Genomic DNA, 17,609 nt, shown 5'->3' with positions numbered 1-17,609 from the left:
GTCCCTACACGCTCTCGGCCTGGAACATCCACGCGTGCTTCTCGAGCTCGCCCGTCAGAGTGATCAGGATGTCCTGGCTGACCGGGTCGGGGTCGCCGGTCGCGTCGACGCGTTCCCGCATCCGGGTGATGACGGCGCCCAGCGCGGCGACGAGGATCTGCACCGCCTCCTCGTCCTTGATCCAGCCCTCCGGCACCGTGCCGATCGCGCTGGAGGACGCCACGGTCGCCGAGCGTCCGTCCGGGCTCACACCGAGGGCGGAAGCACGCTCGGCCACGGTGTCGGAGTGCAGCCGGGCGGTGTCGACCACCTCGTCCAGCTGGAGGTGGACGGAACGGAAACGCGGTCCGACGACGTTCCAGTGCACCTGCTTGGCGACCAGGGCAAGGTCGACCAGGTCGACCAGCGCCCCCTGGAGCGCGTTACCGACCGTCTTGAGGTCGGCGTCGGACAGCGGGCTCTTCACGACAGACATTGCGAATCTCCAACCAGTCGAACGTTCCCCCACCATGGCACGCATCACCGGAACCCGGCATCTCAAACAATTCGCCCCGCACGGTGGGAGAACACAGAGAGAAGCCCCGGTCAGCACCCCTGAGGGGTACCGACCGGGGCTTCTCCCCGTTCCGGTTCAGGCAGCGACGACGTCGACCGCTTCCGCGGGCGCCTTGATGGTCACCCGCTCGGTGGGCACACCCGCCACCGACGTCACCGACACCGAATTGAGCCTCGGGCGTACCGGCGTCGGCACCGGTTCGCTCGCCGCCGCCGACTCGGCCAGTTCGGCCAGTGACAGCTCGTCGCTCACTTCGCGCATGAGCTCGGACATCCGTACGTCCAACGCGTCGCAGATCGCGGAGAGCAGCTCGGAGGAAGCCTCCTTCTGCCCCCGCTCCACCTCGGAGAGATAGCCGAGCGAGACTCGGGCGGACGAGGAGACTTCGCGCAGAGTACGGCCCTGACGCTGGCGCTGCCGACGCAGCACGTCACCCAACAGGCGACGGAGCAGAATCATCGGTGGCTCCCTCCTCGGACCGCGTAGCCGCATCCTTCACGCCCCACCGTACCGCCTCGCGCCGCGGCCGTGCGGGGAGCGATGTCGTGTTCACTCAGGGCTGCAAACATCAAATCCCCCCGTTGTGTTCCGTATCCTGTGCCCGCGCATTTCCCGAGAGTTCCTCATGGAGCAGTTCCAGGACGGTCCGCACGCTCTCTCTACGGATGTCCGCCCGGCCGCCGTTCAACCTCAACGAGACCACTTTCCCGGCGTGGGCGCCGGTCGCCGCCGGTCCCGCGACCGCCACGTAGACGGTGCCGACGGCCTGTCCGTCCTGCGGGTCCGGCCCCGCGACCCCGGTCGTGGAGACGCCCCAGTCGGCGCCGAGCCGGTCCCGTACACCCGCCGCCATCTGCAGCGCGACCTCGGGGTCCACCGCGCCGCGCTCCGCGAGCAGACCCTCGTCGACCCCGAGCAGTTGGTGCTTGAGGGGCGTCGCGTAGGCGGTGACGGACCCCCGGAAGGCCGCAGACGCCCCGGGCACCCCGGTGAGCTCCGCGGCCACCAGACCACCCGTGAGCGACTCCGCGGCGGCCAGCGTGTGACCTCGCTCCGCGAGCAGCGCCAGCACCCGGGCGGCCACGGTCATCGTGTCGCCGCCTCCGACCGCGCGGCCGTCCGCTCCGCGGCGAGCCCCAGGCGTCGCAGCACGACCGCCTGCCGTACGTAGTCCAGACCCGTGAGGACGGTCAGCACGACGGCCACCGTCATCACCCAGAAGCGCAGGGTCGCCAGCGGCCCGGTGAGCATCAGCACGTACATGCCGACCGCCGTTCCCTGGGCGAGCGTCTTGATCTTGCCGCCGCGGCTGGCCGGAATGATCCCGTGGCGGATCACCCAGAACCGCAGCAGGGTGATCCCCAGCTCCCGGGCCAGGATGACCCCGGTCACCCACCAGGGCAGGTCCCCGAGGGTGGAAAGGGAGATCAGTCCGGCCGCCATGATCGCCTTGTCGGCGATCGGGTCGGCGATCTTCCCGAAGTCCGTGACCAGGTTGTACGCACGGGCGAGGTGCCCGTCGAAGACGTCCGTGATCATGGCGACGGCGAACGCCGCCCACGCCCACGCGCGCCACGCGGGGTCGTGCCCGCCGTCCTGGAGGAGCAGCAGCACGAAGGCCGGCACGAGCACGAGCCGGATCATGGTCAGGATGTTGGCGATGTTCCACAGGCTGGCCTGGTTGACGGCCGCCGAGCCCAGCTTGCCGCGGGGCGCCGGCCTACCGGTCCCGCCCGTCGCGGATGCCGGGACTCCGGTCATCTGGCTGCCTCCTCGAAAAGACACTCGGCCACCAGGTCGACGCCTTCCGTGCCGACGACCTTCGCCCTGACCATACGGCCCGGGGCCAGGTCCGGGCGCCCGCCGTCGGCCGTGGTGAGGACCACCTGTCCGTCGGTCTCGGGGGCCTGGTGGGCGGCACGACCGATCACGCCGTCCTCCTCGTCGACGGACTCGACCAGTACCTCAAGGGTCTCTCCGATCCGCTCCTCCGCACGCTGGGCGGTGAGCTCCTCGGCGAGACGGGAGAGCTGGGCGAGCCGCTTGTCGACGACGTCCTGGTCGAGCTTGTGCTCGTACGTGGCCGCTTCGGTGCCGTCCTCGTCGGAGTAGCCGAAGACGCCAATGGCGTCGAGCCGCGCGTGGGTGATGAAGCGTTCCAGCTCGGCGAAGTCGGCCTCGGTCTCGCCGGGGAAGCCGACGATGAAGTTGGAGCGGGCGCCGGCCGTGGGCGCCTTGGAGCGGATGGTCTCCAGGAGCTCCAGGAAGCGGTCGGTGTCACCGAAGCGGCGCATGGCCCGCAGCACGTCCGGGGCACTGTGCTGGAAGGACAGGTCGAAGTAGGGCACGACCTTATCGGTCGAGGTGAGGACGTCGATCAGACCGGGCCGCATCTCGGCGGGCTGGAGGTAGCTCACACGGACGCGCTCGATGCCGTCCACCGCGGCCAGCTCGGGCAGCAGCCCCTCCAGGAGCCGGATGTCCCCGAGGTCCTTGCCGTAGGAGGTGTTGTTCTCGGAGACCAGCATGATCTCCTTCACGCCCTGCTCGGCAAGCCAGCGCGTCTCGTTCAGCACGTCCGAAGGACGGCGCGAGACGAAGGAGCCGCGGAAGGAGGGGATGGCGCAGAAGGTGCAGCGGCGGTCGCAGCCGGAGGCGAGCTTCACGGAGGCGACGGGGCTGGCGTCCAGGCGGCGCCGGAGCGGCGCGCGCGGCCCCGAGGCGGGCGCGACCCCCTCGGGCAGGTCGGAGGGGGCGTCGACGGGCGCTACGGCGGCGACACCGTGTCCGGGGAGGGCCACGTCGGCGGCGGCCTCCTGGCGCTCCACGGGCGACAGCGGCAGCAGCTTGCGCCGGTCACGCGGGGTGTGGGCCTCGACACTGCCACCGCTGAGGATGGTCTGGAGCCGGTTGGAGATGTCGGAGTAGTCGTCGAAGCCGAGGACTCCGTCGGCTTCGGGCAGGGCCTCCGCGAGCTCCTTGCCGTACCGCTCGGCCATACAGCCGACGGCGACCACGGCCTGGGTCCTGCCGTGGTCCTTCAGGTCATTGGCTTCGAGCAGGGCGTCGACGGAGTCCTTCTTCGCGGCCTCGACGAATCCGCAGGTGTTGACGACGGCGACGTCCGCGTCCTCGGCGTTCTCGACGAGCTCCCAGCCGTCCGCTGCCAAGCGGCCTGCGAGCTCCTCCGAGTCCACCTCGTTACGGGCGCAGCCAAGAGTGACAAGGGCGACGGTACGGCGTTCGGGCATGGACTCAAGACTACTTCGTCCCGGCTGTTCCCCCGTCGCGCAGGGTTCACCTGCGCGACAAGGTCACATCCGGGGTGGCCGCACGGGGCTCAGCCGGCCTCGGGGTCGCCCTTGGTGTACGTGAGCCGCTCCACCTGGCCGGATTCGAACTTGTCCTGGAGCTTCTTGCCGTTCACGTGGAGCTCGATCGCTCCGGCGTTGCCGAGGACCAGGTCGATGCGCTCGTCGTCCTGGAAGGTCTTGGACTCGCCTTCCAGGAGGAGGCCGTCGAAGAGCAGCTTGCCGTCGTGGCCCTTGGCCGAGATCCAGCTCTTGGCGTCGACGGCGGAGAGCTTGACCGTGACCTTGTCCCGGGGGACCGCGGCGATCGCGCTCTCGGTGGGCTTGGGTGCGGGCTTGACCGGCTTCGGCTTGGCGGCGGCCGTGGCCTTCTCCGGCGCGGGGGCCGACCCGCCCTCGGCGGTGGTGCCCTTCGGCGCCTCGTTTCCGTCGAACATCGTGAAGCCGACGAACCCGACGACGGCGACGATGGCCGCGACCATCGCGGCGGTCCAGTTGGGCCGGCGCCGCTCGGGGCGGATGCGTTCCGCCTCGAACAGCGGGGCGGCGGGGGTGGGCGCGGGACGCCCGCCGTGCTCGTCGTCGTACTGCTGGATCAGCGGAGCGGGATCGAGGCCGACGGCGCGCGCGAGGGTACGGATGTGCCCGCGGGCGTAGACGTCACCGCCGCAGCGCGAGAAGTCGTCCTCCTCGATCGCGTGCACGATCGGGACCCGGACACGCGTGGAGGCACTGACCTCTTCGACGGTGAGACCGGCGGCGACGCGGGCCTGCTGGAGAGCGCGACCGATGGAGTCCCGGTCGTCTGCCGGGAAGGTCCGGTCGTCTTCGGGGGAGTTGCCGATGGACACGAGAGCGCCTTTCGAGCGTGTAGCCACCTGCTGGACGTTCAGTCTATGGGTGGTACGAAAGGGTGGGGCAACCGGGCGGGTGCTGTTTGTACGCCATGAGGATGGGACATCCTTCTGTCCCTCCGTCCAACTTGACGTACGGCCAGGGGAAACGGTTGCCCTTCGTTCCCTTACGAGTGAGTCTCGACCCGGTCTCGATCGGGTACCCCGCTCCCCCGGCGCCACTCCCCCCGCTCCCCGGCGCCACCCGTCTGCTCCGGCTACGCGCCCGACTCCCCCCGGATGACGGCCAGCACACCGTCCAGTTCGTCCGCCTTCACGAGCACGTCGCGCGCCTTGGAGCCCTCGCTCGGCCCGACGATGTTCCGGGACTCCATCAGGTCCATCAGCCGTCCGGCCTTGGCGAAGCCGACGCGCAGCTTCCGCTGGAGCATGGACGTGGAGCCGAACTGGGTGGAGACGACGAGTTCGGCGGCCTGGCACAGCAGATCGAGGTCGTCGCCGATGTCCTCGTCGATCTCCTTCTTCTGCCGGGTGCCGACGGTGACGTCCTCCCGGAAGACGGGCGTCATCTGGTCCTTGCAGTGCTGCACGACGGCCGCGACCTCGTGCTCGGTGACGAACGCGCCCTGCATCCGGACGGGCTTGTTGGCACCCATCGGCAGGAACAGACCGTCACCCTTTCCGATGAGCTTCTCGGCCCCGGGCTGATCGAGGATGACGCGGCTGTCGGCGAGCGAGGACGTCGCGAAGGCGAGCCGGGACGGCACGTTCGCCTTGATGAGACCGGTGACCACGTCCACGGACGGCCGCTGGGTGGCGAGCACCAGATGGATGCCGGCGGCGCGCGCCAGCTGCGTGATGCGCACGATCGAGTCCTCGACGTCCCGGGGCGCCACCATCATCAGGTCGGCGAGCTCGTCGACGATCACCAGGAGGTACGGGTAGGGGTTGAGCTCCCGCTCACTGCCCTCGGGCAGCTTGATCTTGCCGTCCCGGATCGCCTGGTTGAAGTCGTCGATGTGCCGGTAGCCGAAGGCGGCCAGATCGTCGTACCGGAGGTCCATCTCCTTCACCACCCACTGCAGCGCCTCGGCGGCCCGCTTGGGGTTGGTGATGATCGGGGTGATCAGGTGCGGGATGCCCTCGTACGCGGTGAGCTCGACCCGCTTGGGGTCGACGAGGACCATCCGGACGTCCTCGGGGGTCGCTCTTATCATGATCGAAGTGATCAGGCAGTTGATGCACGAGGACTTTCCGGAGCCGGTGGCCCCGGCGACCAGCACGTGCGGCATCTTCGCCAGGTTGGCCATCTCGTAGCCGCCCTCGACGTTCTTCCCGAGCGCCACCAGCATCGGATGGTCGTCCTCGGCGGCCGCGGCGAGCCGCAGCACGTCGCCGAGGTTGACCATCTCCCGGTCGCTGTTGGGGATCTCGATGCCGACCGCGGACTTGCCGGGGATCGGCGAGATGATCCGCACGTCGGGGGACGCCACGGCGTACGCGATGTTCTTGGTGAGGGCCGTGATCTTCTCGACCTTCACGGCGGGCCCGAGCTCGACCTCGTACCGCGTGACCGTCGGTCCCCGGGTGAAGCCGGTGACGGCCGCGTCGACCTTGAACTCGGTGAAGACGTTGGAGAGCGCGTCCACGACGGCGTCGTTCGCGGCGCTGCGCGTCTTCCCCGGCCCGCCCCGCTCCAGCAGGTCGAGCGAGGGCAGCGAGTACGTGATGTCCCCGGACAGCTGGAGCTGTTCGGCCCGGTTCGGCAGCTCGGTCGGCTCGGGCGCGGGCTTCGTCAGATCCGGTACGCCCCCGCCGGAGCGGTCCGGTACGCCCCCGGCGCGCTGGGCCCCGCCCCGCGCCGGCGGCACGGGCGCGGCCTGCGCCCCCCGCTCGGGCGTCTCGGCGCCGGCCGCCCCCGGCGTGTCCGGCGCCCCGGCCTTCCGCTCCGCGGAGACGTCCCGGGTCAGGTCGGCGACGACCGGGGAGGGCGGCATTCCGTTGAGCACCGCGCCGTCGAGCGCGGCGGCGGCCGCCGCCGCGACGTCCACCGGGTCGAGACCGTGGTCGGACGCGGGCCGCACAGCCGTGCGACGAGCCGAACGGCCCCGCCGCTCCAGCGTCTCCGCCTCCGCGCGGTCCACGTCGTACGGCTCCACGGGGCCGACGCCACGGCGCCGGGCGGGCGGCGCGGTCCGGGGCCGGGCCCGTGCCTCCCGCCACTCCTCGTCGTACCCCTCCTGGTCCTCGACGTAGGCCTCCGCCGGGTCGTACGCGGGCTCGACGAGGCCGAGCCGGACACCGAGCGCGCGCAGCCGCTGCGGGATCGCGTTGACCGGGGTGGCGGTGACGACGAGCAGCCCGAAGATCGTGAGCAGCACCAGCATCGGTACGGCCAGGACCTCCCCCATCATGAAGACGAGGGGCTGGGACGCGGCCCAGCCGATCAGGCCCCCGGCGTCCTGCATGGCCTCGCTGCCGTCGCCGCGCCCCGGCGAACCGCACGCGATGTGGACCTGCCCGAGGACACCGATGACGAGCGCGGAGAGACCGATGCTGATCCGCCCGTTGGCCTCGGGCCTCTCCGGATAGAGGATCAGCCGCACGCCGATCGCGCCCACAAGCAGGGGTACGAGCAGATCGAGCCGGCCGAAGGACCCGGTGACCAGCATCTCGACGAGGTCCCCGACGGGCCCTCGGAGGTTGGACCAGGTGCCCGCGGCGACGATCAGCGACAGGCCGAGGAGGAGCAGCGCGAGCCCGTCCTTGCGGTGGGCCGGGTCGAGACCCTTGGCGCCGCGCCCTATGCCCCGGAACATCGCCCCCACCCCGTGGGCGATGCCGAGCCAGGCGCCGCGCACGAGCCGGTAGACGCCGCCGGTGGGAGACGGCGCGGGACGAGGCGGGGTTTTCCTCGCCGCCGGCTTCCGCGCGGGCGCCCGCTTGGCGGGCGCGGCCTTCTTGGCCGGCGCCTTCCGCGCGGGCGGCTTGGCGGCGGACTTCGCGGATGCCGCTTTCTTCGCGGCGCCCGTCGTACGGCCGGCGCGCGGCTTTGCGGTGCCCGCTGTGCCCTGGGAGCCCTTGCCGGACGTACGTGAAGCCATGATGCCGAGGTTACCGGTGTGAGGACCGGCTGTCCGCCTCACCCGTTCGTGTCGCCCCTGCCGAGGCGCGAAGCTGACGCCACCTCACGCGGACTCACACCCGACCCGGGCACCGACGCCCCGTCGGTGACGGTGCGTCAGCCCTGGGCGGGCAGGTTCGGCGCCGCGGCACCGGTGCCGGGCTCAAGCGCGTCCAGGGCCCGCCGCAGCCCGGTGAGCTTGCGCTCCAGATGGGCGGCGGTGGCGACGGCCGCCGCGTCGGCGGAGTCGTCGTCGAGCTGCTTGGACAGCGCCTCCGCCTGCTCCTCGACGGCCGCGAGCCGCGCGGAGAGCTCGGCGAGCAGACCCGCCGACTCCTTGCCCTGCCCGCCCTCGCCGCCCTCCAACTGCAGCCGCAGCAGAGCGGCCTGCTCGCGCAGCTTGCAGTTCTTCATGTACAGCTCGACGAAGACGGAGACCTTGGCCCGCAGCACCCACGGGTCGAACGGCTTCGAGATGTAGTCGACCGCACCGGCCGCGTACCCCCGGAAGGTGTGGTGGGGGCCGTGGTTGATGGCGGTGAGGAAGATGATCGGGATGTCCCGGGTCCGCTCGCGCCGCTTGATGTGCGCGGCGGTCTCGAACCCATCCATCCCCGGCATCTGGACGTCGAGCAGGATGACCGCGAAGTCGTCCGTCAACAGCGCCTTGAGCGCTTCCTCCCCGGACGATGCCCGCACCAGCGTCTGATCGAGCGCGGAGAGAATGGCCTCCAGCGCCAGCAGATTCTCCGGCCGGTCATCGACCAGGAGGATCTTGGCCTTCTGCACCATGCCCCGTCCTCCTCGCCCCGGCAACGGCTCTCCCCGGCTCCCCGAACCGGGGGAAGCTCCGGGCGCCGCCCCTGAAGACGACTCCCTAACGCCGTCCGTCCTTGTGCCGGTCATCGTAGCCGCACCCCGCCCGTCGCCACACCCTGTCACCGCGATGTCACTGTGCACATACCCGAAACGCGGTGGGAGACCAGAAGGTTCCCCGTATCCCGCCCTCTCACACACCCCTGTGGGGACAGTCCGTCAGCGAAGCCCCCGGGGGCCCGCGCGGCGCTCCGCGCGGGCCCCCGGTGCGGAGTCACGCCCCCCGCATCCACTGCTCCATCACCGACAGCAGGTGGTCGGGGTCGACCGGCTTGGTCACGTAGTCCGAGGCCCCCGACTCGATGGCCTTCTCCCGGTCGCCCTTCATCGCCTTCGCCGTCAGCGCGATGATCGGCAGCCCGGCGAACTGGGGCATGCGCCGGATCGCGGTCGTCGTCGCGTATCCGTCCATCTCCGGCATCATGATGTCCATCAGGACGATCGTCACGTCGTCGTGCTGCTCCAGGACCTCGATGCCCTCCCGTCCGTTCTCCGCGTAGAGCACCGCGAGCCCGTGCTGCTCCAGGACGCTGGTGAGCGCGAAGACGTTACGGATGTCGTCGTCGACGATGAGCACCTTCTCGCCGGAGAAGCTGAAGGTACGGCGCGGCTCGGCCTCCACCTCCGGTTCCACCCGGTCCGCCCCGGCCTCCGCGCCGGACTGGCCCGGCACCGCCGTCCGCGCCCCGGTCGCCTCGGCCGCCGCCTTCCGCCGGTGCCGGAACAGCGCCCCGGCTCCCGACCGTGCCTCCGTCCGTACGGGCGGAGGCGGGAAGTGCGGGAACGCGTGGACGGCCCCGGCCGACCCCTCCTCGGCGTCCTGCTGCGGATCGTCCGTGTCCGGCCCCTGCCCGAAGGGACCCGTCGGCAGCTCCGTCGGGCTCAGCGGCAGATAGAGCGTGAACGTCGAACCACGGCCCGGCTCACTCGCGGCGAAGATCTCGCCGCCGAGCAGCCGCGCGATCTCCCGGCTGATGGACAGCCCCAGACCCGTACCGCCGTACTTCCGACTGGTCGTGCCGTCGGCCTGCTTGAACGCCTCGAAGATGACCCGCATCTTGCTGGCCGCGATCCCGATGCCCGTGTCGGTGACCGAGAACGCGATCAGGTCGGCCTCCGGATCCCGCAGCGAACCGGCCTCCAGGAGCTGCTCCCGGATCGACTGCGGCACATCCGCGCCAGACGGGCGGATCACCAGCTCCACCGCGCCGGTGTCGGTGAACTTCACCGCGTTGGAGAGGAGGTTGCGCAACACCTGGAGGAGGCGCTGCTCGTCGGTGTGGAGCGTGGCCGGCAGCTCGGGCGAGACCCGCACCGAGAAGTCGAGCCCCTTCTCCGCGGTGAGCGGCCGGAAGGTCGCCTCCACGTAGTCGACGAGCTGGACGAGCGCGATCCGCGTCGGCGAGACGTCCATCTTGCCCGCCTCGACCTTGGACAGGTCGAGGATGTCGTTGATGAGCTGGAGCAGGTCGGAACCCGCACCGTGGATGGTCTCCGCGAACTCGACCTGCTTCGGCGTCAGATTCATCTCGGCGTTGTCGGCGAGCAACTTGGCCAGGATGAGCAGCGAGTTGAGCGGGGTGCGCAGCTCGTGCGACATGTTGGCGAGGAACTCGGACTTGTAGCGCATGGAGACGGCGAGCTGTTCGGCCCGCTCCTCCAGGACCTGCCGGGCCTCCTCGATCTCGGTGTTCTTCACCTCGATGTCGCGGTTCTGCCGTGCGAGCAGTTCGGCCTTCTCCTCCAGCTCCAGGTTGGAGCCCTGGAGTTCCTTCTGCCGGTGCTCCAGCTCGGCCGAGCGCTCCCTGAGCTGCTCGGTCAGCTCCTGCGACTGCTGCAGCAGCACCTCGGTCTTGGTGTTGACGCTGATGGTGTTGACGGTGGTCGCGATCAGCTCGGCGATCTGGTTGAGGAAGTCCCGCTGGATCTGCGTGAACGGCTGGAAGGACGCCAGCTCGATCACGCCGAGGACCTTCCCCTCGAAGAGGACCGGAAGGACGATCACATGCGCGGGCGAGGCCTCACCGAGCCCGGAGGAGATCTTCAGATAGCCGGGCGGCACATGGAGCTGGATGGTCCGCTTCTCGTCGGCCGCCGTGCCGATGAGCGTCTCACCGGGCCGGAACGAGGTCGGCATGGACCCGGGGGAGTATCCGTAACTCCCGCGCATCCGCAGCTCGTACGAGCCGTCGCCCTCACCGACGAGTTCGGCGTCGCCGTGGGCGGCGCCCGTCGGCACCGCCACGAAGAAGGCGCCGTGCTGGGCCGAGACCACCGGCGTCAGCTCGCTCATGATCAGCGAGGCGACGTCGTCCAGGTCCCGCCGGCCCTGCATGAGGCCGGAGATGCGGGCCAGGTTGCTCTTGAGCCAGTCCTGCTCGTCGTTGGCGAGGGTGGTGTCGCGCAGGTTGGCGATCATCGTGTTGATGTTGTCCTGGAGCGCCTGGATCTCGCCGGCCGCGTCCACACCGTCGATCTTGACGTTGAGGTCGCCGCGGGTCACCGCGGTGGCGACGGCCGCGATGGCCCGCACCTGCCGGGTGAGGTTCCCGGCCATCTCGTTCACGGACTCGGTGAGATCGCTCCAGGTGCCCTCCACGTCCCGGACCCGGGCCTGGCCGCCGAGCTGGCCGTCGGTGCCCACCTCGCGGGCCACGCGGGTGACCTCCTCGGCGAAGTTCGACAGCTGGTCGACCATCGTGTTGATGGTGTTCTTCAGCTCCTGGATCTCACCGCGCGCGTCGATGTCGATCTTCTTGGTGAGGTCGCCCTTGGCGATGGCGGTGGTGACGGCGGCGATCTGCCGCACCTGACCGGTGAGGTTGTCGGCCATCGAGTTCACCGATTCGGTCAGGTCCTTCCAGGTCCCCGAGACGCCCGGCACCCGCGCCTGGCCGCCCAGTTCACCCTCCGTACCCACCTCGCGCGCCACCCGCGTGACCTCGTCCGCGAAGGACGACAGGGTCATCACCATGGTGTTGACGGTCTCGGCGAGCTCGGCGACCTCGCCCCGCGCCTCGACCGTCACCTTCTTCGTCAGGTCGCCGTTGGCGACGGCCGCCGACACGCGGGAGATGTTCCGCACCTGACTGGTCAGGTTGTTGGCCATCAGGTTGACGTTGTCGCTGAGGTCCTTCCAGGTGCCGGTGACACCCCGTACCCGCGCCTGACCGCCGAGGATGCCCTCCGTACCCACCTCGCGGGCCACGCGCGTGACCTCGTCCGCGAAGTTCGACAGCTGGTCCACCATCGTGTTGACGGTCGTCACGAGCTCCAGGATCTCGCCCCGGGCGTCGACGGTGATCTTCTTCGACAGGTCGCCCTTGGCGACGGCCGTGGTCACCTCGGCGATGTTCCGCACCTGGATGGTGAGGTTGTTCGCCATGAAGTTCACCGACTGGGTGAGGTCCTTCCAGGTGCCGGACACCCCCTGCACCTCGGCCTGACCGCCCAGGATGCCCTCGGTGCCCACCTCACGGGCCACCCGGGTCACCTGCTCGGCGAAGTTCGAGAGCTGGTCCACCATCGTGTTGAGGGTGTTCTTCAGCTCCAGGATCTCGCCCCGGGCGTCCACGTCGATCTTCTGCGACAGGTCACCCCGGGCCACCGCCGTGGCGACCTGCGCGATGTTGCGCACCTGGGTGGTGAGGTTCCCGGCCATGCCGTTCACCGAGTCCGTGAGGTCACGCCACACCCCGGCCACACCCGGCACCTGCGCCTGACCGCCGAGGCGCCCGTCCGTGCCCACCTCGCGGGCCACCCTGGTCACCTGGTCGGCGAAGGCGGAGAGCTGGTCGACCATCGTGTTGATGGTGTTCTTCAACTCCAGGATCTCGCCCCGCGCGTCGACGTCGATCTTCTGCGACAGGTCACCCCGGGCCACCGCCGTCGTCACCTGCGCGATCTGCCGCACCTGCGAGGTCAGGTTGCCTGCCATGAAGTTCACCGAGTCGGTGAGCTCCCGCCAGCGCCCGGAGGCACCGTCGACCCGCGCCTGCCCGCCCAGCCGGCCCTCGGTGCCCACGTCCCGTGCCATCCGGGTGACCTGGTCCGCGAACGACGACAGCTGCGACACCATCGTGTTGACGGTGTTCTTCAGCTCCAGCATCTCGCCGGCCACGTCCACCGTGACCTTCTGCGACAGATCACCGTTGGCGACCGCCGTCGTCACCTGCGCGATGTCCCGCACCTGACCGGTCAGGTTGCGGAAGGCCGTGTTCACCGAGTCGGTGAGGTCCTTCCAGGTCCCCGCCGCTCCCTGCACCTCGGCCTGGCCGCCGAGCAGACCCTCGACCCCGACCTCCCGGGCCACCCGGGTCACCTCGGAACCGAAGGCCGACAGCTGGTCCACCATCGTGTTGACGGTGTTCTTCAGCTCCAGCATCTCGCCGGCCACGTCCACCGTGACCTTCTGCGACAGATCACCGTTGGCGACCGCCGTCGTCACCTGCGCGATGTCCCGCACCTGCGTGGTGATGTTCCGGAAGACCGTGTTCACCGAGTCCGTGAGGTCCTTCCACGTCCCCGCCGCACCCGGCACCTGCGCCTGACCGCCGAGCAGACCCTCCGCACCGACCTCACCCGACACCCGGGTCACCTCGTCGGCGAACGTCCGCAGCGTCTTGGTCATCTGGTTGATCGTGTCCGCCAGCTGCGCGATCTCCCCGCGCGCCGACACCCGCACCTTCTGCGACAGATCGCCGTTGGCCACCGCCGTCGTCACCTCGGCGATGCCCCGCACCTGGTTGGTCAGGTTGCCGGCCATGGTGTTGACGGAGTCCGTGAGGTCCTTCCACACGCCGGCGACGCCGGCCACCTCGGCCTGACCGCCGAGCTCACCCTCCGTACCCACCTCACGGGCGACACGGGTCACCTCCGAGGAGAACGACGACAGCTGGTCCACCATCCGGTTGACGGTGTTCTTCAGCTCCAGCATCTCGCCGGCCACGTTCGCCGTGACCTTCTGCGACAGATCACCGTTGGCGACCGCCGTCGTCACCAGGGCGATGTCCCGCACCTGGGCCGTCAGCCGGTTCGCCATGGTGTTGACCGAGTCCGTGAGGTCCTTCCACGAACCGGACACCCCACGCACCTGCGCCTGCCCGCCCAGCTTGCCGTCCGTACCCACCTCGACGGCGACCCGGGTCACCTCCGAGGCGAACACCGACAGCTGGTCGACCAGGTTGTTCGCGGTACGGGCGACCTTGAGGAACTCCCCGCGCAGCGGCCGGACCGTCCCGTCGGCACCCTCCGAACGCAGGTCCATCCGCTGATCCAGATCGCCCTCGGCCACCGCCGAGAGCACCCGTCCCACCTCGGACACCGGCCGGGCCAGATCGTCGACGAGCGCGTTCGCGGCCTCGATCGCCGCCGCCCACGCCCCCTCACCGGCGCCCGCCTCCAGACGCTCGGACAGCTTGCCCTCGCGCCCCACCACCCGGCGGACCCGCGACAGCTCCCCCGTCACATGCATCTGCCGGTCCGCGACCTCGTTGAACACGGCGGAGATCTCCGCCATGACCCCGTCGCCGGACACCGTGAGCCGCCTGCGGAGGTTGCCGTCCCGCATCGACACCAGCGCGGCCAGCAGCCGCTCCAGCGCCGCCGCGTCCACCTGCACCGTCCCCCCACGGGAACGCCCGCCCCTCGCGCGCGTGCCAGTGCCTCCGCCGCGTCGCGCCGCCGTGCCAGCTTCCACCGTGTCCCTCCCGAAAGGGGTCGACCGTCGTACTGCTCCGGCTCCCGCCGGTAGCCTGCCCAGTGTTTCACCGTCACCGAACCAGGCGATAACAGTTCGGCAGCTTCGCACATGCGTCCCTACCCCCGGGGGACGGAATCAGCGTGAGCGGCATCCGCTGGGACAGTGAAGGTAAGTAACCTGGCTTCCGACTGTCCACTCGCCCCGGTCAGCCCGGCGGGGGCGGCGCGGTGCGCGCACGACCACCGGGCAGCGGGAGGGACAGACCGAGCATGGCAGAGCCGGGCGTCGAGACGCGTACGAGGAGTTCAGTGATCACCGCGCGGGCGACTGCGACCTTCGAGCCCGTCGGGCGATCGGTCGCGGCCGCCCGCGCCTTCGTCCGGGACACCCTCCAGGGCTGGGGACACCCCGAGCTCGTCGACGACGCCGTCGTCCTCACGAGCGAGCTCGTCACCAACGCCGTCATCCACGCCGGCACCGCCGCCGAGGTCCTCTGCCTCCGCGCCGACGACAGCATCCGCGTCGAGGTCGCCGACCGCTACCCCGAGCGCGAGATCCCCGTCCAGAGCGGCCGCTCCCTCGGCAGCCCCGACCGCGAGAACGGCCGGGGCCTACTGCTCTGCGCCGCCCTCGCCCACCGCTGGGGCGTCGACTACTCCCCCACCCGCAAGCACGTCTGGTTCCACCTCGACCTCCCCGGACGCCCGGTCGGCACCCGCTCCGCGGGCCCCGTCCTCCCCGACGCGCTCCTCCCGGTCGCCGACAGCCGCGTCCGCGTCGCCGTCGCCCAGATCGACCGCGTCGGCGCCGTCACCGCCTGGAACGAGCACGCTGAGGAACTCTTCGGTTACGCCTCCGAGCAGGTCACCGGCAAACCCCTCGGCGACCTCGCCGCCTGGCCCCACACCCCCGGCATCGGCACCGGCCTCGCCGAGGCGCTGCGTCTCTCCCGCTGGGAGGGCAGCTACGGCATCCGCTGCGCCGACGGCCGCGTCATCCCCGTCTACGCCTCGCACCTCCGGGTCCGCGACGCCCAGGGCGAGCCCTCCACCGTCTGCCTCCTGGTCCGCGAGCACGAGCGGGCCGTCCTCCAGACCCCGCAGCGCCCCACCGCCGAGCCGGGCGCCGAGAGCCGGACCGCAGACCCCTTCGAGGTCTTCATCGGCTCGCCCGCCCCCGACGACCTCGACGGCCTGCTCCAGCGCACGGTCGAACGCGCTCGCGACATGCTCGACGGCGACGCCGCCTTCCTGCTCCTCGCCACCGACGACGAGACGGAACTCGAGGTACGGGCGACCACCGGCCTCCCCGCCGCCCGCCAGCGCTTCGCCCGCGTCCCCGTCGAGACCGGCGCCAGCCGTTACGGCTCCGCCCGCATGCCCGCCGTCCACGAGGACCTGGCCGCCGTCCCCGGCGCAGTCCCCCTCCTCGAAGGCACCGGAATGCGCTCGGTGGTCACCGTCCCGCTCAAGGTCGAGGGCCGGCTCACCGGCTCCCTCGGCGTCGCGGCGGAGAGCGCGAACCGCTACTCCAACGAGGAGGCGCTCCGCCTCCAGTTCGCCGCCGACCGCATCGCCCTCGCGGTCGAGTCGGCCCGCCTCGGCGAGCTGGAGCGTCTCCGCCGCGGCTCCCTCAGCTTCCTGGTCGAGGCATCCGACCTCCTGGCCGGCACCCTCGACCGCGACCAGACGCTGGCCCTGATGGCCCAGATGACGGTCCCGACCCTCGCCACCTGGTGCGCGGTCTACACGATCGCCGACCAGACCTCCGATCCGTACCTCTCCTACGTCCTGCACGAGGACGAGGACCGCATCGACGGCCTCAAGGCGCTGCTCTCCTCCATCGCCCCGCCCGACCCGGTGCCGACCCCCGGCGCCCGCGTCTGGACCGCGCCGGGCGACGCCGCCCACCGAGCCGCCCTCAGCGCCTCGGTCCGCGCCCTCGACCACCCCACGAGCCCGCTGTCCTCCGGCATCGACATCACCCTGACCACCGCGAGCACGGTCGCCGGCGAGACGGTCGTCCTGCCGCTGGTGGCCCGCAACCGGGTCATCGGCATGCTGACCCTCGGCCGGCCGTCGGAGGACCACTTCCGCCAGGAGATCCTGGAGCTCGCCGAGGACCTCTCGCGCCGGGCCGCCCTCGCCCTGGACAACGCCCGTCTGTACTCGGAGCGGGTGGCGATCAGCCAGTCCCTCCAGCGCAGCCTCCTGCCACCCGGCCTCCCCGACATCCCGGGCGTCGAGGTGGACGTCATCTACCGCGCGGCCGGCGAGGGCAACGAGGTGGGAGGCGACTTCTACGACCTCTTCCCGATCAGCGACGGGGCTTACGGCTTCGCCATCGGCGACGTGTGCGGTACGGGCCCCGAGGCCGCCGCCGTCACCGGCCTGGCCCGCCACGCCCTGCGTCTCCTGGCCCGTGAGGGCTTCGGCGGCCCGGCCGTCCTGGAGCGCCTGAACGCGGCGATCCTCGAGGAGGGCGCCCGCAGCCGCTTCCTGACCCTGCTGTACGGAGAGATGCGCCCGCAGGAGGACGGCTCGGCGATCCTCAAGGTCGTCTGCGCCGGTCACCCCCTCCCGCTGCGTCTCCGCCAGGACGGCACGGTCGAGCCGTCGGCCGAGCCTCAGCCGCTCCTCGGTGTCATGGAGGACCTGGAGCTGTACGAGCAGACGATCACGCTCGACCCGGGCGACGTCCTCCTCTGCGTCACGGACGGCGTGACGGAACGCCGTGAGGGCACCCGCATGCTGGGTGACGACGGCCTGGCGGAGGTCCTCAAGACCTGCACGGGCCTGACGGCCGGCGCGGTAGCCGCCCGGGTCCTCCGGGCGGTGGAGCGCTTCGCCCAGGCTCCCGCCTCCGACGACATGGCCATCCTGGCGATGCGCCTCCGAGAACCGGACGACCGCTGACGAGACGGCTGGCGATCCCTCAAGGGGATCGCCGACCGTCTGGTTCTCTCCCCGGAAACGCAAAAAAGCCCCCGCCATGAGGCGGGGGCCTTTTCACTTGGAGCCCTTTAACGGAATCGAACCGTTGACCTTCTCCTTACCATGGAGACGCTCTACCGACTGAGCTAAAAGGGCGGGTGTTCGGCGGCGTCCTACTCTCCCACAGGGTCCCCCCTGCAGTACCATCGGCGCTGAAAGGCTTAGCTTCCGGGTTCGGAATGTAACCGGGCGTT

The 17,609-nt window shown here is 70.6% G+C and carries 10 protein-coding genes, 1 tRNA gene and 1 rRNA gene; 1 reads left to right on the top strand and 11 read right to left on the bottom strand.

Annotated elements, in window-relative coordinates; translation table 11 throughout:
- Positions 1-4: 4 nt before the first annotated feature.
- From ABZ567_RS14810 to ABZ567_RS14770, 9 genes are all read right to left on the bottom strand, one after another.
- Positions 5-475 (bottom strand): DNA starvation/stationary phase protection protein, encoded by a 471-nt coding sequence (locus ABZ567_RS14810; protein ID WP_360788868.1) that lies wholly within the window; start codon positions 473-475, stop codon positions 5-7.
- 156 nt (positions 476-631) lie between these two features.
- Positions 632-1,015: a helix-turn-helix transcriptional regulator gene (locus ABZ567_RS14805; protein WP_073819741.1), complete on the bottom strand. Its 384-nt coding sequence runs from the start codon at positions 1,013-1,015 to the stop codon at positions 632-634.
- A gap of 109 nt (positions 1,016-1,124) precedes the next feature.
- The gene (locus ABZ567_RS14800) at positions 1,125-1,646 is read right to left on the bottom strand and encodes a CinA family protein (RefSeq protein ID WP_360788865.1); all 522 of its coding nucleotides are present in this window, start codon (positions 1,644-1,646) and stop codon (positions 1,125-1,127) included.
- On the bottom strand, positions 1,643-2,317 hold the full coding sequence (gene pgsA, locus ABZ567_RS14795) for a CDP-diacylglycerol--glycerol-3-phosphate 3-phosphatidyltransferase (protein WP_360788862.1): 675 nt from the start codon (positions 2,315-2,317) through the stop codon (positions 1,643-1,645). The genes ABZ567_RS14800 and pgsA overlap by 4 nt, the downstream gene beginning before the upstream one ends.
- Positions 2,314-3,807, bottom strand: a complete 1,494-nt coding sequence (rimO, locus tag ABZ567_RS14790; RefSeq protein ID WP_360788859.1) for a 30S ribosomal protein S12 methylthiotransferase RimO — start codon at positions 3,805-3,807, stop codon at positions 2,314-2,316. The genes pgsA and rimO overlap by 4 nt, the downstream gene beginning before the upstream one ends.
- Before the next feature lie 89 nt (positions 3,808-3,896).
- Positions 3,897-4,718, bottom strand: coding sequence for a helix-turn-helix domain-containing protein (locus ABZ567_RS14785; RefSeq protein ID WP_360788856.1), 822 nt, complete (start codon positions 4,716-4,718; stop codon positions 3,897-3,899).
- A 260-nt stretch (positions 4,719-4,978) separates the two neighbouring features.
- Positions 4,979-7,825: a DNA translocase FtsK gene (locus ABZ567_RS14780; protein WP_360788853.1), complete on the bottom strand. Its 2,847-nt coding sequence runs from the start codon at positions 7,823-7,825 to the stop codon at positions 4,979-4,981.
- A gap of 137 nt (positions 7,826-7,962) precedes the next feature.
- Positions 7,963-8,637 carry a response regulator gene (locus ABZ567_RS14775; protein WP_360788850.1) on the bottom strand — a complete coding sequence of 225 codons (675 nt, stop codon included), beginning with the start codon at positions 8,635-8,637 and terminating at the stop codon, positions 7,963-7,965.
- 298 nt (positions 8,638-8,935) lie between these two features.
- Positions 8,936-14,419: a HAMP domain-containing protein gene (locus ABZ567_RS14770; protein ID WP_360788847.1), complete on the bottom strand. Its 5,484-nt coding sequence runs from the start codon at positions 14,417-14,419 to the stop codon at positions 8,936-8,938.
- Positions 14,420-14,691: 272 nt separating this feature from the next.
- On the opposite strand from ABZ567_RS14770, the gene ABZ567_RS14765 reads away from it, so the two are divergent.
- On the top strand, positions 14,692-17,337 hold the full coding sequence (locus ABZ567_RS14765) for a SpoIIE family protein phosphatase (protein WP_360788844.1): 2,646 nt from the start codon (positions 14,692-14,694) through the stop codon (positions 17,335-17,337).
- A gap of 98 nt (positions 17,338-17,435) precedes the next feature.
- Here the strand turns inward: ABZ567_RS14765 and ABZ567_RS14760 are convergent.
- Together ABZ567_RS14760 and rrf are read right to left on the bottom strand one after the other, a co-directional pair.
- Positions 17,436-17,511: transfer RNA gene (locus ABZ567_RS14760), tRNA-Thr, on the bottom strand.
- Positions 17,512-17,515: 4 nt separating this feature from the next.
- Positions 17,516-17,609, bottom strand: a 5S ribosomal RNA gene (rrf, locus tag ABZ567_RS14755); the annotation flags it as partial.

The sequence above is a fragment of the Streptomyces sp. NPDC016459 genome (assembly GCF_040632845.1).
Taxonomy (GTDB): domain Bacteria; phylum Actinomycetota; class Actinomycetes; order Streptomycetales; family Streptomycetaceae; genus Streptomyces.
The sequence above is the reverse complement of the archived record's forward strand: the minus strand, read 5'-3'. Positions and strand labels throughout refer to the sequence as shown.